Genomic DNA, 21,202 nt, shown 5'->3' on the forward strand with positions numbered 1-21,202 from the left:
GATGAGGCTTTTCTGTATGTTATAGGTAACTATTAGATAGTTTGTTCCTGTAATTGAGGACCTGAAGCAACTAATTTCTTACCTTCTTCAGTATCACAATATTGCTCAAAGTTTTTGATATATCTTGAAGCAAGATCTTTTGCTTTTTCTTCCCAGTCCGAAGCATTTTCATAAGTATCTCTAGGATCTAAAATACCTGTAGAAACATTTGGCAATTCAGTAGGAATCTCAAGGTTCATAATAGGAACCTGAGTTTTAGGAGCATTATCAATAGAACCATCAATGATTGCATCAATGATTGCTCTTGTATCTTTCAGAGAAATTCTCTTTCCAGTACCATTCCAACCTGTGTTTACCAAATAAGCTTTAGCACCGTGTTCTTTCATTTTACCGATCAATGTTTTAGAATACATTGTTGGGTGTAATGTAAGGAATGCTTCACCAAATGCCGGAGAGAAAGATGGCTGAGGTTCTGTAATTCCTCTTTCTGTTCCTGCCAGTTTTGATGTATAACCGCAAAGGAAGTGGTATTGAGCCTGATCTTCATTCAAGATGGAAACCGGAGGAAGTACTCCGAATGCATCTGCAGAAAGATAAACGATCTTCTTAGCATGTCCTGCTTTAGAAGGCAATACAATCTTGTTGATATGGTAAATAGGATAAGAAACCCTTGTATTTTCTGTAATTGATCCGTCTGTATAATCAGCTACTCCATCGTTTACAACAACATTTTCAAGAAGAGCATCTCTTTTGATGGCAGCGAAGATATCCGGTTCTTTTTCTTCTGATAAGTCGATAACTTTAGCGTAGCATCCTCCTTCATAGTTGAATACTCCGTTGTTATCCCAACCATGCTCGTCATCACCGATAAGGTATCTTTTCGGATCTGCAGATAAAGTAGTTTTTCCTGTTCCTGAAAGACCAAAGAATAAAGCTACATCACCTTGCTCACCAACGTTTGCAGAACAGTGCATTGAAGCCATACCTTTTAATGGAAGGTAATAGTTCATCATTGCAAACATTCCTTTCTTCATTTCACCTCCATACCAAGTACCTCCAATGATCTGTAGTTTTTCAGTAAGGTTGAACATGATGAAGTTTTCAGAATTCAATCCTTGAGCTTCCCAGTTAGGGTTTATTGTTTTAGAACCGTTGATTACTGTGAAATCAGGCTCTCCAAAGTTTTCAAGCTCATAGTGAGAAGGACGAATGAACATATTAGTAACAAAATGTGCCTGCCATGCAACTTCAACGATAAATCTTACTTTAAGTCTCGTATCGGCATTTGTTCCGCAGAATGTATCTACTACATAAATCTTTTTAGATTCAGCAAGCTGGTTCAGCACTAGTTCTTTACAAGACCCGAAAATTTCTGCTGTTGTAGGTAAATTTACTTTACCGTCCCAGAAAATTGTATCTCTTGTAACATCATCCTGAACAATATATCTGTCTTTAGGTGAACGACCTGTGAAAATTCCTGTTTTTACTGACACCGCGCCAGATTCTGTAAGTTCAGCTTTCTCAAATCCCTGATTTTCAGAAGAAACTTCAGCCTGGTATAATTCTTCATAAGAAGGATTGTACACTACTTCATAGTTTCCTTTAATCCCTAATTTCTCTAAATCCTGGATGATTTTAGTGTTTTTCATTTTACTTATATTTTCTATTTCTTTATTGACTTCAACAAAAATAATATTAATTATTTGTTAAAGGTGGTTTAAATATACTGATATAAGTCAGAATGACAAATAAAAAAACAGGATCGTAAAGATTTGATTATAAGTTAATTATACTTTCCCACTCAAAAACAGTTGTAAAACCTTTCTCCCAAAAATAGTTCTTGTAGTCCCCAAATTTGGCACTCATTACAAAATCTCCCCCCCATGCACCTAAACTTTTGACAAAACAAGGGCAATCTGAGAAGAACTTTTCTTTAACTGTGGATATTTCAAGGAAATCAGCAATTTTACGCTCATGAATCATCATTAATTCGGAAAATTTTTCCAATTCATTGCATAACATTATTTTTTTTGTGATATCTGAAAATTCATTAACCAATTCCGGAGACTTCTTTTTTGATTTATAAAAATTGATTCCTTCTCTGCTATCCTGCTTCTGATTTAAATGAATAAAAATCAGTTCATTTTTAAATGAAGGATTGAAATCTACCTTCTCATATTTAATCTCGGGTTTGCTTTGGAAAAGAACTGCGGATTTTTCTTTTGCAACCGCGATATCATATCCGCTCCCACCCAGACTAATTGAATTAAGATGAAAAGGATCAATCTCCGCCCATTCTGCAAGATTGTTCATCAGAGTAGAACTGCTTCCAAGACCGTAGTCTGCAGGAAACTGAAGGTTGGTCTTTAAATGGTAAGTAAGATTAGATTTAAATTTAGTATCAGAAAGTTGCTGAACATTCTTTAATGTTTTGACAATAAATTCAGCGCTTGATGCAATATTGGTTTCTAAGATCTGCCAGTTTTTATAATCAATGACAGCTTTTAACCATAGTGTATTTTGATGATAAGCCTCCCAGAAAATAAGTGACTTGTTATCTTCTTTTTCTTCAAAGAAAAACTCTTGTCCCAGCTTGGTAGGTACCGCTAAGACAAGAGCTCCATCGATTGCGAAATATTCTGAAGTAAGCATGAGCTTGCCCGGTGAAAATATCGCGTTCATATATTTTTAATTAGATTGCCGAAGCAGCATCTACTGATCCGTCAATTTTCTTGATTAATCCCTGAAGGGTTTTTCCTGGTCCTACTTCTACAAAATTGGAAGCACCATCTTTAATCATATTCTGAACAGACTGTGTCCATTTTACCGGACCTGTAAGCTGAGCGATCAGATTTTGTTTGATCTCATCAGGATTTGTTACTGCTGTTGTAGTGATATTCTGATATACAGGAATTGTTGCTTTTCTGAATTTAGTTTTTTCAATAGCTGCTGCCAGTCTTTCCTGTGCAGGCTGCATTAATGGTGAATGGAAAGCTCCGTTTACCGGTAATAACAATGCTCTTTTAGCTCCTGCTTCTTTCAGCTTTGCACAAGCTTCTTCTACAGCAGGCGTTTCTCCTGAAATTACTAATTGTCCCGGGCAGTTGTAGTTTGCCGGAACAACAATTCCGCTGATCTGTGCGCAGATTTCTTCAACCTTAGCATCGTCTAATCCTAAGATAGCTGCCATAGAACTTGGATTGGCATCACAAGCTTCCTGCATAGCCTTCGCTCTTTCAGAAACTAATTTCAAACCGTCATCAAAGGATAAAACTCCGTTGGCAACCAAAGCTGAAAACTCTCCTAAAGAGTGTCCTGCAACCATTTCAGCACCAAGACCATTTACGGCTTTTAATGCTGCTACTGAATGTATAAATATTGAAGGCTGGGTAACCTCTGTTTTCTTAAGATCCGCATCCGTCCCGTTAAACATAATGGAAAGAATGTCGAAACCTAAAATTTCATTGGCAGATTCCATCAGATCTTTAATATCTTTTCTAGAATCATACAATTCTTTTCCCATTCCTACGAACTGAGAACCCTGCCCTGGAAATACAAGTGCTTTCATGTATTGAATTAAATATTATGCAAATATAACTATAATGTTAACAATATTCTTTTAAACAGCTATAAATCATTTAAGGTACTAACCTGATTACTCTATAACCGGTATTTACATAAGCACCGTTAGCTTTTGATTTTACAAACTCAAATTTTGTAGCTAGCTGAGTCTGAACTTTATTCATCTGTTTAAAGATCTCTCCTTTTTTATTTTCTCTGGTTAACATGTCGTTTACTACATCAAACCCTACGATAGCGTATTTTGGAGGAGTTTTACAGTATTTATTTTTATAAGCAGCCAGAATTTCTTTTTCAAAACTACCGTCTGTATTGATCTTTCTGTCCATCAGATATACCAGACTTGCTTGGCTCAGTTCGTCAACTTTTTTCTCAAAAGTTGGAGAATAGAACATACTGAACGCCTTCACACCCTGCACTTCCTTAGAAATAGCAATGATTCTGTTAGCAAAAGCATCTCCTGCTGCATTATCATCATTAGCCAGTATAGCAATAACCGGTGCAGACTGCCCTGTCATCATATTCTGATCAGGCTGGATATCTGCCGGAGAGTTGACAATAATAACATTAGGGTTTTTCACCGCTTTTTCAAGCCCTGCTTTGATGTAATTGGCATTTTCTTTTTTAGCATCTGCCACTACATATATTTTCTGGTCAGAATAAATTCCTTTTACTTCTTCTACAATCTTATCAGCATACGTCTGATTGTTTGTTTCAACGATAATAAGATTACTGTAGTTATATAATTCCGGAGTGTTGGCAAATGGTGCTACAATCGGGATTTTCTGATTTTTAGTAAAATCAAGAACATCAATTACATTAGATTTAAAGAAAGGCCCAATAATAAGGTCTGTATTGTCAGGATTGATCTGTGTCAAAGAGTTTTTGAATGATGCCTCATTTCCTGAATCTACAATTTTGACATCCAGTTTCTGGCCTCCTCTGGCATTTCTTTCAATAGCAAGTTTTGCTCCTGTTAAAAAGTCAAGGGCCATTGTTCTGTACTGGGTTTCGTTTGTACTATACCCGAATGGGAGCATTAGAATTACACTAAGAGCATCACCATTTTTCTTAATATAAGCTGCATCCTGCTTTTTGATCTTTAAAACCATTCCAGTTTTCAACCCATGAGAAAGATCCGGGTTAAGAGCAATAAGTTCATCGATAGAAACACCAAATTTATTCACAATGGAGAATACAGTATCTCCCTGCTGAACGGTATAGGTTACATAATCGTCTCCTGCAGCAACACTGGAAGAGGAAGTTGATTTTTCGTTACCTGAATCCATTTTTGCTTTTGGATTTGCAGGCTCAGCAACGGTATCCGTGTTTGTATTATTATTGGATGTTTTTATTTTAATGGTTTCACCAGGTTTAAGTCCTTTTTCTTCTAATCCGGGATTTAAAGCAAAAAGATCCTGCTGGCTGATGCCAAACTGTTTTGTAATTCTGTAATAATTATCTTTAGACTGAATCACATAGGATTCTCCTTCTACAGCTGTCTGTGTTGCAGTTGTCACTGCTTTTTCTACAGGTTTCTCAGTAGGTTTTTCAGTCGTTACAGCCTGTTGTTGAGAACCACCATATTTTTTAATGCTGGCAGCAGGTAAAGTGATTTCGTCTCCAATTTTCATGTGAGAATCCAGGTCAGGATTCAGTTTTCTCAAATCGGTTTCAGAAATTCTGTATTGTTTTGTAATACCATAGATTGTTTGCTTTGGCTGTAAAATAATTTTACCTAGAGAAGAAGCACTTGTGGCTGAAGCTACTTTCTCTGCATGAGCTGTTTTTGTAACAACCGGAGTGGCCGGTTTGTCTGATTTTATAGTTAAAACATCTCCGATAGCCAATTTGCCATCTTTGTGTTTTGGGTTTAGCTTCAGCAATTCATCTACAGTCATTCCATACTTTTTGGCTATGTTGTAAGGATTATCACCTTGCGCAACCGTATGTGATTTCTGGGCTGAAACTCCCAAAACCATACATAAACTGGATAGAATAAAAAACCTCTTTATCATATTCGATAATTATAATTTACAAAAATACTTCTTTAAAATTAAATGGCAACAATTATTAATTTGGAATCTTGAACCACCATTTCTTCCAAACAATTTTCAAGCCACGAATATCCATAATCTGAAAAGAATACACTAAAATTATAAACTCTCTCCTGCCATGTTTTGGCTGGGTGAACATCTAAAAACAGGTTTTCAAGTCTTTCCAGCAATTCATTCTGTTTTATTTTCTCAGCATGAAGCAAACGTTTTTTCATTCTTTTGAATGATTTTAATTGTCGTACTTCTTCTGCCTTCACCATATTTCCGAAAGATTTCTCAGTGGTTTCTGCCGAAGTTCTCAACGCTGAAAAATTACTAATCAACAATTCCTCTTTCTCGTCGAGTAATTGTAAAATCGGATTATCTTTTAAAATTTTATGATTGGTAAGTACTGTAAAATTCTGGAAAAAGTCTTCTATTTTAAGATCCAGTTTCTCAATTTTTCCTAGTGTTTTCTCTTTCAGGAATAACATCGAGTTTCTTGGAATCAAAATAGGAAACGGAATATTAATTTTTGAAAAATAATCTTTAAGTTCCAGCCAGTACATGATTTCAGCATTTCCTCCAATATAAGCCAGATTCGGAAGTACATTTTCCTGATATACGGGACGCATTAAAGCATTGGGACTGAATTTTTCCGGATGATTTTCCAATTCAGCAAGTATTTCTTCTTCTGTAAACTGAATCGTTTTATCTACGATAATATATTTCTGTCCGTTAAATTCTATCCTGTCTCTGGTTTCGGAAAGATAGAAAAGGTTAATTTCACGAGGATTTACCTGAACTTTCCCGTATTTTTCCGTCAGAAAATCTACTTTATCCTTAGATATTTTCTGTAAACCAAAGTGAAGAAGTTCATCTTTAAAAATCTCCTTCATCTGGTTTTTAAGTTCTTTAGAGTCTCCATCCAAAATCAAAAGTCCGAATTCTGAAAAAAGACGGTTCACAAGAATCTTAATAGCCTCCGTCAAAGTATTCCCCGATTTATAGGCTTCCTTCATCATTAAGATCAGTTCAGTTCCAAAAATAGAGTCTTTGAATTCTTTCTCAAATTCAGAAATAAAATAGGTATCGCTGATTTCAATCCTTCCTACCGGACCTCCTGATTTCTCATTGGTCTCATAATAATTATTTTCTGTTTTAAAATGATTGATTTCGGCAAAATCATGATCTTCTGAAGCCATCCAATATACCGGAACAAAATTAAAATCCGGGAAATTTTCTTTCAGATAGGTACATGTCTTGATGGTCTGAAGAATTTTATAAACGAAGAAAACAGGTCCAGAAAACAGGTTCAGCTGATGTCCTGTTGTAATGGTAAATGTATTAGATTGTTTAAGATTTTCAAGATTATCTTTTTGTTTTGAAGAAAGAGATAAACTTGAGAGCTGGCCTTCCAGAACCTGAGATAAAATTTCTCTCTTCCTTGATGAAAAAGAGTCATTTTTCAAGTGAATCTGTTGTTTAAAATGATCTAAAGAAAATGTATTATTTTCAAAACCCTCAATCTTCTGATTCAAAAAATCTTTTACCAATTGAGGAATGCTTTCTATATCGTTGAATGATATTTTATTTATTGTTTTCAACCTGTACAGTTTTTAGTTGAACAAATACCACACGATTCCGATGTTCAATCTGAAATCATAAACCGGATAATGTGGAAATGCGTATGCTTTGTTATTGGAAATAACAGTTCCTATCTGTTGGCCTTCTATGAAAAAGAACATTTTTTTCACTTTCATGTTAATATAAACATCGGCGATAGGCTGCCCTCCAATTGAAAATGAATCTGCTCTGGGAAGGATATATTCGTTAAGAACAGGAAAATAATCTCTTGAGGCAAATTTAGAGAAGTAATAAACTTTAATACCCGCCTGAATTTCTGCAGCTTTTTTGAATGCCTGTGTCTGATAGAAGAAATTAGCTCTACCAACAAAACTTGGCATAGGCAGCAATTCTTTATTCGTTAAGGTATTTTGGAAATGCACTCTGGTATTCAGATGGAATTTGTTGAAGCTGAATGTAGCATCACCTCCGATTTGGGAGATATTCACAGAATTATCACTTTGCTTCGGATTTCCGTTGCTGTCAAAATAAGTATAGTTATCTATTCTGAAATAGTTGGCAAAAATTTCTGTTTTAAACCATTTCAAATTGATGCTTCCTCCCACTTCCATTACAGACTGGTTCTTTGCATTTTCAAGATAATAATTGAAGTTGTTGTAAACCGAAGTGTTCAATAAGTAATTAAATGAAGGATAAGCACTTTGGAAGTTTACTTTAGCATTAACAAAATAGTCTTTAATAGGCTCAAACTTTAGGTTATTGGTTGTTTTAAGATAGCTTTTAAACTGGCTTCCGTTTGAAAATTCAAGGAATGAGTTCAGCTGGATCTTATCCCAAAGTTTTACCTGTAAATTTCCTACAGCTCCGATTCTGTTTTCTTTAAGCTCACCAGGAAAAGGAACATTATTAAGGGCAACAACATCTCTTATTCCAAATTTGATCATCTGATAACGTACACCAGCATCTAATTTGAATTTTTCATTATTAAAAATCAAGCTAACCGTATTGCTGAAATTTTCAGAATATTTTTTTGTAGTCAATGGGAAACCATCAACCAATTCAGTAGGAGCATCATACCAATAAGGCTCCAAAGCTGTCTGGTTATAATAATATTTATTCCCCTGATGAGAAATAATATGTCTTATGCTAAAAGGAAATTTCCCGGAGTTGAATGGTGTAAACTGATGACTCAGATAGTATCTTCTGTAAGAAAACTGTGAGCTGCTGGATGCCAGATTTACCTGAGCATTTTGTCTGTTGCTATAATTACTGTCACCATTCATAAACAGATTATCCTCAGTAATACCTCCACTTTCCTGATTGTTTACATTCTGGTGAAGATAGTGAGCGAAGATTTCATAGTTTCCGCTTTTTGAAATATAGTGACCTGAGAATAAAGTATTGTTATTTGCTGCTAATGAGTTCCTGTAAAGACCCTGAGAGCGGAGCCCCATATATTCCAGAGCAAAATTGAATCTTTTTCCAATATTCTGGGTGTAAGTAGATGTTAAAGCCGCCCCGTTTCGCATTGCGTTATGATAAACAAATGTAGCGGTAGGTGTTTTTACGTCATAGTATTTCACATCATTTGCTCCAATAATCATATAAGATTTATTGGAAGGCAGTAAGGAAAGATTCTGCTCATCATTTACCTCAAATACAAGAGGGTTAAAGCCGGATCCTATATTGGCAGTCTGCACTCTTCCGAAGTTATCTTTATTATTTTGCTGCGAAAAGATATAGGTTTTATCAAAAGTCATTACCGTATCAAAAACTTTCTTTTCAGAAAACTGAGTCTGATACTGGTAATCATTAATAGTAGGTTTGAAAATTTTCAGGGAATCTTTCTTCCCGGAATCTATTACAAGGGTATCTTCTTTTTTAGGTTGAGGCTTTGTATCAGCTTTATTGACAACCTGAGCCTTGGCTACAAAACTTAAAGAGAAGAGTATGAAAAGGATGTACTTCATTATTCATTATTGTACAGCAAAAATAAGAAATAAAAGGACATAAAAAACCCCACAATAAATGTGGGGTTTTGAGATATTTTTGTTAGAAAAATTTTAGTTTTTCTCTAAGACAAATTTTTGACCACTAGCAGTCCCGGCAGGACCTGAGAAAGTAAGAGCAGAAATATTTATACCTCCAGTACAAAAGTTAACTGTTCCTGTACCCGATAGTGACATACTACCTGTCGGCGCGTCATAAAGGAAGGGTTGATTAGAAGCTACTGTAATACTACCATTATTTTGAACTGTTACAAGCATATAAGATGTAGTCGGGTTGCTAATATAAGGATTGTTCGTTGACAATATCTTAAATTGGTTAGCAGCAGGACCAGGCTGTACAGTAATCAAGTCTCCAGGTGAATAATCTTCCCAAGTGTCAGTTACCACCTTGTATGTTCCAGTGAAACCTGACATGTTAAATGGACACTCTAATGAATATTTCAATGTATGAGTTTGATTGAAGGTAGCATTAGGCACAGAAGAAGAAAGTTTAAAAGTAATCACTTTTTGTGTTTCCTTAGCACCACTTTCTAATAATTGTACTTTAAAACTTCCAACCTTTTGCCCTTCAGCAAGGTTATCTGTTTTATTTAGAATCTTAAAATCTACTCCTTCTACTGCTGTAGAATTAGCAGCATCAACAGCAATTTTTACTTCTGTATTTTGCTTTGCTTCACTTAGAGTGGTATATACAATTGCAACTTCCTTAGATGTTGAACCTTTTACTACTGTTGCCTCTGAGCTTGTAGCACCAAAACTCACATAATTATCACCGTCATATACTGCATCATCTCTTTCTGAACAAGCAGAGAACAATAATGCAAAAATCGGAATACTTAAATATTTTAAAATTTTCATAGCTAAAATTCGCTTTTAATTAATATTAATAACCAGGGTTTTGTTGCACTTGAGGGTTTAAGTTAATCTCCTGAACAGGAATAGGTAATGTATACTTATAGCTATTGTTAGGAAGGTTTGTAACTGTAACCACATCATCTGTCTGGTTTCTATCCATAGTAACACCTGCAGCAGTAGCCAATCTTTTCAAATCGATATATCTGTGTCCTTCTAATGCAAGATCTACTCTTCTCTCTTTCAAGATATCAGCATAAGCAGCTGTTGATGAAGCGTATACAGGAAGTGGAGCTGTTCCACTGTTATATCTTTTCGCTCTTACCTGCTGAATTAATGCTGCTGCACCAGTAAAGTTGCTAGCTGCTGTTTCACATTCTGCTAAGATGAAATACATTTCCGATAATCTAAATACCTTTAAATCATTTCTTGTAGCAGCACTTGTTTTACCTGGATATTTATCTACTACCAGTTGATCCGTATCTCTAGGAGAAGTACTTGTTAAATAATTAGGATCAATTATAGATGAAGGATCAACGTATACTGTTCTTCTAACATCACCCGGAGTTGTATTAATGATATTAAATAGGTTTCTACCTAAAGCCCACATTGGGTTCCCTGTAATACTAGAGCTGTTAGTGTTCCATCTTGTTCCGATAGAGCTTCCGTTTCCTGTAGCTAATCTGTTTAATGCAAAAATAATTTCTCCTCTTGCAGTATCATTCCACATTGTTGGATATGCTGAAGCAGCAGTTAATGTTAATCCAGCATTAGATATTACATCCTGAGCATATTGCTTAGCTAAAGTTGTATTCCCTCTGTAAAGGTTAAATCTTGCAGTAACCGCGTTTACAAATCCTTTATCTACATAAAATCTACCTGCTGGAGCATTATAAGCTAATATTCCTCTCGCATAGTCTAAATCTGCATTAATAAAATCATAAACATCCTGGTTTTTGCTTCTTGGAAGCTTTACATCAATTACAGGAACATCTTTTAGCAATAGAACTCCTAATCCATTAGGATCTTTCATATCTTGTGCAAAGAAAGTTTCCAATTGAAGGTAGCAGAAAGCTCTGATTGCTCTCGCCTGAGCAATTATTGAATTATACTGAGCTACTTCACTAGCAGCTGGAGTAACTTTTGCAGCACCTGCAATTAATCTATTTACACGGTTAATTACCAAATAATGCTGAGCCCAAATTCCAGTAGTCAAGCCCGTTGTAGGATCAATAAAATAACGGTGTATTTCATATTCCTGACCTCCACTACCTGCTCCAGGTTTTACCTCGTCAGTAAATACTGCAGAGAAATAAATATCATTATTAGTATCCATGTTAGCATACACAGATCCTACTAAATAATCATTCAGATTTGATACACTTGTAAATAATGTCGCATCATCCAGTAATCCAGGCTGCTCTATATCAATAGCATCCTTACAACTGTTTAAAGTAAAACCAACTGACGATAGACATACTGCTATCACTAATGCTTTTTTATATATTTTATTCATTTTTTCTTTTTTTTAAAAATCTACATTAACCCCTACAGAATAAGTTTTAGGGTTTGGATATACGTTAAGTGAATACGTTGTAATCGGCTCTACATCAAAACCTTTCCATCCTGTGAAAGTATAAATGTTTTCAGCCTGTGCAAAAACCTTAATAGAATTAATTGGTAAATTACCTAATGTCTTTTTGCTGAAAGTATATCCAACGCTTACATTCTTCAATCTAACAAAATCAGACTTGAAAAGGAATCTATCAGAAGAACCCTCTAATGTTGAGTTCACAGCTGATAAACTTGGTACTGTAGCATTCGTATTATTTGGAGTCCAAGCGTTCAACAAGTCAGCTGAAACGTTAAGTCCAGAAGCAGCATAAGAAGGATTCATTACCCAAGAATATAAGTTATCATAGATATATCCTCCTTTCTGATAAGAAAATAATGCATCTACGAAGAACCCGTCATGTTGGAAGTTAAATCCAAATCCACCGGTATACTTAGGCATAGGGCTTTTTCCTGTAAGTCTTCTGTCACCTGCAGTAGGTGTTTGAGTTACATTTCCGTTGATATCTAAGAACAACTGCTCTCCGTTACTTGGGTTAACACCTAAATAAGGATAAAGCTGCCATTGATCTGCAGGACCTCCAATACCATCAACAAAATCACCAGTAAGATCAGGAGCTTCCATGCTGATAATCTTGTTAGAGTTATATCCCACGTTTCCAAATACAGATAGTTTTGTATTCGCTTTTCTTAGGATATGAATTCTTAAAGATCCTTCAACCCCTTTATTATCCATAACACCATTATTACCTCTTAAAGAACCTTGACCTGTAACATAAGTTACCGGAATAGAGTTAAATAATCTTGATGTTCTTTTTTGATAATAGTCAAACGTACCTTCTACTAACCCTTTGTAGTTGAAATCTACTCCTAAGTCAAGTTGTTTTACCTCTTCCCATTTTAGATTCTGGTTTCCAAGGTTTGCCAGATAATATCCAGGTAAACTTTGGTAAGCCGGAGCTGTAGTAGGGTTCGGTCCATTATAATCTAAATATGAAGAAGGACCTACTGTTAATACGTTGGTATTATTAGCAACAGTAAATAAGTTTTGGTTACCTGTTGTTCCTAGGGAAGCTCTAATTTTCAATAAATTGAACCCAGATCCTTCCATAAAGTTTTCTTTATCAACATTCCATCTTCCTGCTACTGACCAGAAAGTTTCCCATCTGTTATCTTTAGGGAATCTGTATGATCCATCTCTTCTTATAACCCCAGACACTCCATACTTTCCTTGGTAGTCATAGTCTAAAGTTCCAAAGTATGCTAACGTTCCTGCAGTAACTTTCAATGCACTTGCAGAAGGACGGTAGATGTTTGGTGTAGCCGGGTTAAAAGGAACATAACCGGTTCCTGCACCGAATTCCCAAACCAGAGGATCAAGACCGTTCTGCTGTTGAGTATAACTTTGCCAGTTTACTTTAATATAATCTAAATAAGCAGCAGCAGTAATAGTGTGATCACCAAATGAATGGTTATACGTAATATTTGTTGTAGTGTTAAAAGTTAAATCATTTACAGTGTTAAATTGTTCAAATCCACCGTATTTTGCTCCTTGTCCTGCAGCTACTACTAAAGATAAATAACCGTTAGCTGCTCTTGCAAATTGTCTTTGATAATTCTTATAATCAACACCTGTTCTGTTTCCAATACTCAAATCTGACGTAAGTTTGTAGTTACCACTTACGTTAGCCGTTAAGCTGGTTTCCGTAAACTGGTTTCTGATACCCCCCATGATATTATCATAAAGAATGTATGCTCCATTTCCGTTACCACTAGCCGTTCCAATTTGGTTGAATAATCCCAATCCATTGCTAAATGTAGGTGCTGCTAAGTAAGGTGCAGAAAGTACAGTTCCGAATAGTGGGTTCTGTACAGTGTTTGCATTAATAGCAGTGTTGGTTTCGTCATCCAACTGATTTCTTTTTGAAAATCCTAATCCAATGATTGCACCAAAGGTTAATTTCCCATCGTTGCTTTTTCCATTAAGGTTATTTCTTAAAGTAAATCTTTTGAAATCTGTTCCACGAATGTTACCTTCGCTATCAACATAACCTAAGGAAACAAAGTTGCTTATGTTTTCTCCACCTGCACTAACAGACAATGTATGCTGCTGGCTCATACCAACTCTTGAGAACAGATCTCTCCAGTCTGTATTAGTGGTGAAGTTATTGATATCATTTTGAGACATGGTAGCCCCTTTTCCTCCTCCAGCATTCTTCTGAACTTGTAATAGCTGTTGTCCGGAAGACATATTGTAATCCGTTTTTGGCAACACAGAGAAAGAAGTTAATGCATCATATGAAATTCTAAGCTTTGAGTTAAATTTACCACCTTTAGTAGTAATTACTACAACCCCGTTCGCTGCTCTGTTTCCATAAATTGCAGTTGCCTGAGCATCTTTTAGAATACTAAACGTATCAATATCATTCGGGTTTAAGTTTCTAAACTGTGACCCTGATGTAATGATCCCGTCTATAACATATAAAGGATCCGTAGAACCATTTAGGGAACTAAGTCCTCTGATGATAATATTGAACTTACCAGAACCCGGAGATCCAGATGCTGAGTTCGCTACAATACCTGGTGCTGTACCTTGTATAGAGTTAAGAACAGAAATATTTGGTCTGTTTTCTAACGTTTCAGAACCAATGGTTACTGAAGAAGCACTAGATTTAGCTTTAGTAGATGTCTTGCTATAACCTAACACAACAATTTCTTCAATTTTTTGTTCTTTGTCCTTTTTAGAACCAGTTGTGTCTTTTTGAGCAAATACTACCTGCCCTGTGAAAAATAACACACCGGCTGTCAGTACACGTAATTTAACATTCATATTAACAAATTTTAATATATTTAATGGACAAATATGTTAATAAATATTAACACCTACAAATTAAACCCCAGTTTAAACTACGCTTTTTTTAAATATTTCATTTAAAATTTACACAAATAAAATAAGATTCCATAATAATAGACAGTTTTTATTATGTGAAAATTATTTTTTTCACACTTTCAATTCATTTTAACAAATTATTAATAATCCAAAAATTATTATTTAGAACTATTATAAATTATATGGTTGTAAAAAATAAAAAGTTTCCTTTATAAAAAAGTGGTTTTCACCTATTTATGATATAATTATTTTGTTTTTTCCTGGGAGCTTCTCCTTAATAATCTTTAATAATATCTCCAATTTCGATGTTATCACAACCTCCCAGATTTAAACCTTTTTATCAGTATTGAGTGAAATATTTAACAATACCTTAAAAATATTTTAGGTTTTGAAGTTCTCCATAAAAATTTAACAAAAACATTTCTCAACTCTCTTATTTTAGAGATCCGGCTACTATCCCTGAAAAAGCATACATCCAGCAATTGGTACAGCTTAGAGATTTTAAGTATTGCTTTAATTGCATTCAATTTAACGTTCTATATGAATATCATAATAATTAATGCCAAATTCAAAAAGAAAATTCAAGTATTAAACTTGTATAAAAAAGTTAAATTTAGCTAAAAGCCTTTTTTTATTTAACATTCATGATTAGGCCATTTTATAGCAAATGAAACGATAATGCATTACAAATGGAATTATCAATTCATCGGTAGCTTTCAAAATGTTAGCTTTAATGAGATTTATATGTAGTGTAAAAAATAAATTAACAAATCTAAACAGCAACTTATAGTATTCATCATTTTTTTACTAACTTTACGAGGAATAACTAATAATCATCTCAAATAATTAGAAATAACTTAAAAATGAAAAAAATATTAACCATCGCTTTATTTTTACCATTTGTAATTGTAGAAGCTCAGCAGTCTTTAAATATAAATAATGTAACAGGGACTCAGTCCGTCTTTGAAAGTGTAGCTTCAGGAACCGGAGGTCCTGTAAAGTATGAAGATATACAGGGGTCACCATATCAGTCACCTATTTTTCAAAAAGCTTCTGTTGGAGAAAAATATGGAAATATTGACGTAAGGTATAACGCTTACACTGATGACATAGAGTTTTTGAACAATGGAAAAACTGAAGTTTTACCTAAACAAGACGATTTCTCCAGAATTGAAGTACTACCGTCTAAACAAGTTTTTATCTATTTAAAAAACAGTTCAGACCCAAAAGGTTATGTTACTGAAGTAGCAAAGGGCAAAAATTCGGTGTATAAAAAGGAAAAGGTTATTTTTAAGGATGCGGCTCCTGCTCCTAATACCTATCAAACTGGTAAACCGGCTATGTTTGTAAAACAAGATCCTGTTTATTATGTAAAAACAGCTTCAGGAAGTATCAGTAAAGTATCATCATTAAAAAAAATAACAGATATTTTCCCTGAAAAAGAGAAAGAGTACAATGCGTACATTAAATCTAATAATTTAAAGTTTAATGATGCTGATATAGTTAAACTAATGACTTTTATCAATCAATAATTAGATTTTAATTATTTAGAAACATCATAAAAATCCGTATATAAATATTTATATACGGATTTTATATATAGAGATTCTATTTTTTTATATTTCATCAATACAAAAACAATAAACAAAAAAACCACCTCATTTGTGAGGTGGTTTTTTTTATAGTTCATAGTACTGATCATAATTTCTCAGGACTAATACTGAATATTATTTCAATTTCTTCTTAACAGCAACTTCTTCGTATACTTCAAGAATATCTCCGATTTCGATGTCATTATAACCTTTCAAGTTCAGACCACATTCGTAGCCTTTTGTAACTTCTTTTACATCGTCTTTGAAACGCTTCAAGCTTTCAAGTTCGCCATCAAATTTAACAATACCATCTCTTAACAGACGTACTTTCGATTGTCTTGTAACTTTTCCGGTAAGAACCATACATCCGGCAATTGAACCAACTTTAGAAATCTTGAACACCTCACGGATTTCAACATTACCAATTACCTGCTCCTGAATTTCCGGAGAAAGCATTCCTTCCATTGCTTCTTTTACCTCATCTATTGCTTTATAGATTACAGAGTATGTTCTGATTTCAATTTCTTCACGGTCTGCAAGTTCTTTTGCATTAGCACCTGCTCTTACGTTGAATCCAATAATAATTGCATCAGACGCTGCTGCTAAATTGATATCAGATTCCGTGATCTGTCCTACACCTGAGTGAAGAATCTTCACGCTGATTTCCTCTGTTGATAATCTTTGTAACTGATCAGAAAGTGCTTCTACAGAACCATCCACGTCACCTTTAAGAATAATATTCAATTCTTTGAATTCTCCTAAAGCAATACGTCTACCTAATTCTTCAAGTGTTGTATGTTTTTTCGTTCTGATAGAAAGTTCTCTCTGAAGCTGTTCTCTCTTATTAGCAATAGCCTTACCTTCACTTTCGTCAGCATATACACGGAATTTATCACCAGCTGTTGGCGCTCCATCTAAACCTAAGATTGTTGCCGGAATTGAAGGACCTGCTTCTGCAAGGTTTTTCCCTCTTTCATCAAGTAAAGCTTTTACTTTACCATGATTTTTACCAGCCACTACATAGTCTCCTACTTTTAATGTTCCGGTTTGTACCAACATTGTAGCAACATATCCTCTTCCTTTATCTAGAGATGCTTCAATAACAACACCGCTTGCAGTACGTTCAGGATTCGCTTTTAATTCAAGCATTTCGGCTTGTAATAAAACTTTCTCCAATAATACATCTACATTATTACCGAACTTCGCTGAAATCTCCTGTGCCTGAACATTTCCTCCCCATTCTTCAACTAAAACCGGAGGGTTTAAGCCTGAAAGCTGCTGACGAATGTTATCAGGGTTTGCATTTGGTTTATCAACTTTATTGATTGCAATAATCATTGGCACCTGTGCAGCCTGTGCGTGAGCAATTGCTTCTTTCGTTTGTGGCATTACATCATCATCGGCAGCAATTACAATAATTGCAATATCCGTGATCTGAGCACCTCTCGCTCTCATTGCCGTAAAGGCTTCGTGACCAGGAGTATCTAAGAATGTAATTCTCTGACCATTTTCCAGTTTCACGTTATAAGCACCAATGTGCTGCGTAATACCTCCGGATTCACCTGCAATTACGTTAGTTTTTCTAACATAATCCAATAATGAAGTTTTACCGTGGTCAACGTGTCCCATTACAGTAACTACCGGCGCTCTTGATACTAAACTTTCTTCGCTGTCGATTTCATCTTCGCTATCGCCTTCTTCAAGGTCAGCATCCGAGAATTCAATTTTATAACCAAATTCATCTGCTACCAATAATAAAGTATCAGCTTCAAGTCTTTGGTTCATGGTAACCATTACCCCTAGTGAGAAACAAGCAGAGATTACTTCTGTTGGAGAAACGTTCATCAAACTTGCCAATTCACCTACAGTGATGAATTCTGTTACTTTAAGAGTTCTGTCTTGTGCTTCAAGCTCCTGCTGACGCTCATCTTGCTCTCTACGGAAAGTTCTTTTGTCTTTTCTGTGTTTTGCAGATTTAGATTTACCTCCTTTATTAGTAAGTTTTTCTAATGTTTCTTTGATCTGGTTTTTAACTTGCTCGTCAGTTAGTTCAACTGGCATAACTCTTTGTCCAGGTCTATTGTTTTGGCCGCCTTTTTTGAAGCCACCTCCACCTTGTCCCTGACGGTTTCCACCACCTTGGTTATTTCCAAAACGGTTTCCGCCCTGACCCTGGCCGCCTTGCCCTTGAGGACGGTTTCCTTGTCCTCCCTGACCTTGACGGTTTCCACCTTGTCCACCATTATTATGCGGACGGTTTCCTTGGCCTTGACCTTGTCCACCTTGGTTATTATTATTTCCTGAGTTTTGATTGTTCCCCTGACCTTGTTGGTTATTCTGGCCACCAGGTTTTTCAATTCTCTTTCTTTTCTTTTTTGCTCCAGAACCTGGTTTTGGTGCAAACTGAGTCAGGTCAATCTTTTCTCCAACGATTTTAGGACCGTCAAGTTTCTGATATACTGTCTCAATTTTCTGAGGCTCCTGAGATTCAGGCTCAGATTCAGTTTTTGGAGTTTCCACTTTTTTCTCCTCTACAACAGCAGGTTTTGGAGTTTCTTTTACTGGTTCCACTGGTTTAACTTCTTCTTTTTTCTCCTCCATTTTTGGTTTGTCTTTTTTCACAGGTCTGTTTCTAGATTCTATTTGAGACAAATCAATTTTATCCAAAACTTTGAATTCCTGTTTTTCAGGAGCTGCTTTAACTTCCGGCTGTTCTTCTTTCACGATTTCTTCTTTCTTTTCTTCAACCGGTGTTGCAACAGGAGCCACAGGAGCTGCAGGAGCTTCCTCAACTTCAGGCTTCTTAGGTTCTAGATCTATTTTACCTAAAATTCTAGTTTCTGGTTTATTTGCTTTAGCTCTTATCACTTCAGGGGTTTTCTTCTCTTCAATTTCCAGTTTTTCTTCCGGAACTTTAGTGATCACCACCTCATGGGAAGCTTTTCTTTGTTCGCCGTCTTTAGCAAACTCAGCCTCCAATGCAGAATATGCCGATTCTTCCAATTGAGCGTTAGGATTGCTTTCAACTTCGATACCCTTTGATTGTAAAAACTCTACTAATCTGGACATCGAAATATTGAATTCCTTAACCGCTTTATTTAATCTAATTTTTGGCATCTATATTATTTACTGTTTTTTAATTTTTAAAATTAAAGTATTTCCTTTTTACTGTTTATTAAAATTTATTTAAATCTTAATCTTCAAATTCTTCTCTCAAAATACGTTTTACCTCTTCAATTGTTTCTTCTTCAAGGTCTACCATATTTAAAAGACTTTCAGTTTCTTTATCTAATACTGATTTTGCAGTTGTAAGTCCTACTTTCTTAAACTCATCCAAAATCCACTGCTCGATGTCGTCATTAAATTCTCTCAATTCAACATCGTCATCCTCGCTGGACTCTCTGTATACATCAATTTCATATCCTGACAACCAAGAAGCCAGTCTAATATTCTGTCCTTGTTTTCCAATTACTTTAGAAATCTCTTCAACAGGAGTGTATACTAGTGCATAGTTTTGATCCTCATTGATGTCAATTTTATTGACAGTAACATTTCCTAAAGCTCTCTTCACCAAAATCTCAGGGTTTTTAGACCACTGAATAACATCGATGTTTTCATTTCTCAACTCTCTTACAACCCCATGAATTCTGGATCCTTTAACACCTACACAGGCACCTACCGGATCAATTCTGTCATCATAAGCATCTACTGCAATCTTCGCCTTTTCACCAGGAATTCTTACTACTTTTTTCAGCATAATTGTTCCGTCCTGGATCTCAGGAATTTCCAGCTCTAATAATTTCTCAAGGAATTTAGGGGCAGTTCTGGAAATAATAATCTGTGGTTTAGAACCTTTAAAGTCTACTGTTTCTACAATAGCTCTGATATTCTCACCCTTTTTAAAGAAATCGGATGGGATCTGGTTTTCTTTTGGTAAAATAAATTCATTTCCTTCATCATCCAGCAAAATCACATGCTTGTGACGGATATGGTGGATTTCTCCTACAACTATTTCTCCAATTTTATCTCTAAACTGCTCGTACAGCATTGCATTATTGTGTTCCTGAAGTTTTGTAGCCAGGATCTGCTTAAGGGTAAGAATATTTCTTCTTCCCAACTGTGCAACAGGAATTTCCATTGTAAAGTCCTCACCTACTTCAAAGGTAGGATCAATCTTCTTTGCTTCAGAAATTTCAATTTCCAAATCATCATCTTCAGACATTTCGTCCTCTACAATTGTTTTATTTAAAAATATCTGAAAATCTCCTTTATCCGGGTTTACAATCACATCAAAATGATCATCTGAGTCAAATCTTTTTCTCAAAAGAGTCTTCAGTGAATCTTCAATAATTGCCATAAGATCAATTTTACTGATCCCCTTTTCGTCTTTAAAATCACCAAAGGATTCAATCAACGCTATATTATCCATCTATTCTTTTTTCTTTTTAAAATTTAATTACTACTAATGCTTTCTTGATGTCGGAGTAAGAAATCTCTTTCTCCTCTTCTACATCTACTTTTCCTTTTCCGATATCTTTCGGCTTACGGTAACGCAAAGTAAGTGTGATCTTTTCATCATCTACTTTTGACAATTCTCCTTCTATTTTAGAAGAATCTTCCAGCATCACCTCAATCTCTCTTCCAATGTTTTTACCGAACTGTCTTGGTGTGGATAATGGCTCGCTCAATCCGGCAGACATCACCTGAAGGCTGAAGTCATGCTCTTCACGATCCATATTGAATTCTATTGCGCGGCTTGCATCAAGGCAGTCCTGCAGTGAAACTCCGTTATCACCGTCTAAAATCACTGTAATATCATCCCCTGCAGAAATTTTAAGATCAATAAGAAACAGATCTTTTCTGGTTTCAAGGAATTCATTTAATAATTCATCAATTCTTTTTCTAAACTCCATATAATTTTATCTTGATTTACAGTACGAAAAAAGGCTTTCTTCCGAAGCCTTCCCATTTTTTCCCGTAAATCCATTGCAAATATAAGCATTTTTTCCAAAAACACAAAATTATCTTAAGTATCAAGCAAATAGCGCCAGATTCATTTACAATAAATTAAAAGAATATGTCACA

Annotated in this window: 13 protein-coding genes; 1 reads left to right on the top strand and 12 read right to left on the bottom strand. The window is 35.2% G+C overall.

Translation table 11 applies throughout. From position 1 onward, the window contains the following. Positions 1-32 precede the first annotated feature (32 nt). From pckA to FW780_RS12925, 9 genes are all read right to left on the bottom strand, one after another. Positions 33-1,649: a phosphoenolpyruvate carboxykinase (ATP) gene (pckA, locus tag FW780_RS12885; protein ID WP_149833961.1), complete on the bottom strand. Its 1,617-nt coding sequence runs from the start codon at positions 1,647-1,649 to the stop codon at positions 33-35. Positions 1,650-1,776: 127 nt separating this feature from the next. Further along, positions 1,777-2,682, bottom strand: a complete 906-nt coding sequence (locus FW780_RS12890) for a GYDIA family GHMP kinase (RefSeq protein WP_149833962.1) — start codon at positions 2,680-2,682, stop codon at positions 1,777-1,779. Positions 2,683-2,692: 10 nt separating this feature from the next. After that, positions 2,693-3,568: an ACP S-malonyltransferase gene (gene fabD / locus FW780_RS12895; RefSeq protein WP_149833963.1), complete on the bottom strand. Its 876-nt coding sequence runs from the start codon at positions 3,566-3,568 to the stop codon at positions 2,693-2,695. A 70-nt stretch (positions 3,569-3,638) separates the two neighbouring features. Further along, positions 3,639-5,597: a LysM peptidoglycan-binding domain-containing protein gene (locus FW780_RS12900; protein WP_174774460.1), complete on the bottom strand. Its 1,959-nt coding sequence runs from the start codon at positions 5,595-5,597 to the stop codon at positions 3,639-3,641. Positions 5,598-5,635: 38 nt separating this feature from the next. Beyond that, on the bottom strand, positions 5,636-7,222 hold the full coding sequence (gene bshC / locus FW780_RS12905; protein WP_149833964.1) for a bacillithiol biosynthesis cysteine-adding enzyme BshC: 1,587 nt from the start codon (positions 7,220-7,222) through the stop codon (positions 5,636-5,638). Between the two features lie 12 nt (positions 7,223-7,234). Then, complete coding sequence (locus FW780_RS12910; protein ID WP_149833965.1) at positions 7,235-9,172, bottom strand: putative porin; 1,938 nt, start codon at positions 9,170-9,172, stop codon at positions 7,235-7,237. Positions 9,173-9,265: 93 nt separating this feature from the next. After that, a complete protein-coding gene (locus tag FW780_RS12915; RefSeq protein ID WP_149833966.1) occupies positions 9,266-10,069 on the bottom strand; it encodes a DUF4843 domain-containing protein in 804 nt (267 codons plus the stop codon). A 25-nt stretch (positions 10,070-10,094) separates the two neighbouring features. Further along, positions 10,095-11,579, bottom strand: a complete 1,485-nt coding sequence (locus tag FW780_RS12920; protein WP_149833967.1) for a RagB/SusD family nutrient uptake outer membrane protein — start codon at positions 11,577-11,579, stop codon at positions 10,095-10,097. A 12-nt stretch (positions 11,580-11,591) separates the two neighbouring features. Continuing rightward, positions 11,592-14,465: a SusC/RagA family TonB-linked outer membrane protein gene (locus FW780_RS12925; RefSeq protein WP_149833968.1), complete on the bottom strand. Its 2,874-nt coding sequence runs from the start codon at positions 14,463-14,465 to the stop codon at positions 11,592-11,594. A 923-nt stretch (positions 14,466-15,388) separates the two neighbouring features. On the opposite strand from FW780_RS12925, the gene FW780_RS12930 reads away from it, so the two are divergent. Then, the gene (locus FW780_RS12930) at positions 15,389-16,057 is read left to right on the top strand and encodes a hypothetical protein (protein ID WP_149833969.1); all 669 of its coding nucleotides are present in this window, start codon (positions 15,389-15,391) and stop codon (positions 16,055-16,057) included. A 195-nt stretch (positions 16,058-16,252) separates the two neighbouring features. Here FW780_RS12930 and infB read toward each other — a convergent pair whose 3' ends face one another. The 3 genes from infB to rimP all read right to left on the bottom strand — a co-directional run bounded on the left by infB (position 16,253) and on the right by rimP (position 21,030). Continuing rightward, positions 16,253-19,234: a translation initiation factor IF-2 gene (infB, locus tag FW780_RS12935; protein ID WP_149833970.1), complete on the bottom strand. Its 2,982-nt coding sequence runs from the start codon at positions 19,232-19,234 to the stop codon at positions 16,253-16,255. A gap of 76 nt (positions 19,235-19,310) precedes the next feature. Next, positions 19,311-20,546 (bottom strand): transcription termination factor NusA, encoded by a 1,236-nt coding sequence (gene nusA, locus FW780_RS12940; protein ID WP_047097519.1) that lies wholly within the window; start codon positions 20,544-20,546, stop codon positions 19,311-19,313. 16 nt (positions 20,547-20,562) lie between these two features. After that, complete coding sequence (rimP, locus tag FW780_RS12945; RefSeq protein ID WP_142717170.1) at positions 20,563-21,030, bottom strand: ribosome assembly cofactor RimP; 468 nt, start codon at positions 21,028-21,030, stop codon at positions 20,563-20,565. Between the last annotated feature and the right edge of the window lie 172 nt (positions 21,031-21,202).

The sequence above is a fragment of the Chryseobacterium sediminis genome (assembly GCF_008386505.1).
Taxonomy (GTDB): domain Bacteria; phylum Bacteroidota; class Bacteroidia; order Flavobacteriales; family Weeksellaceae; genus Chryseobacterium; species Chryseobacterium sediminis.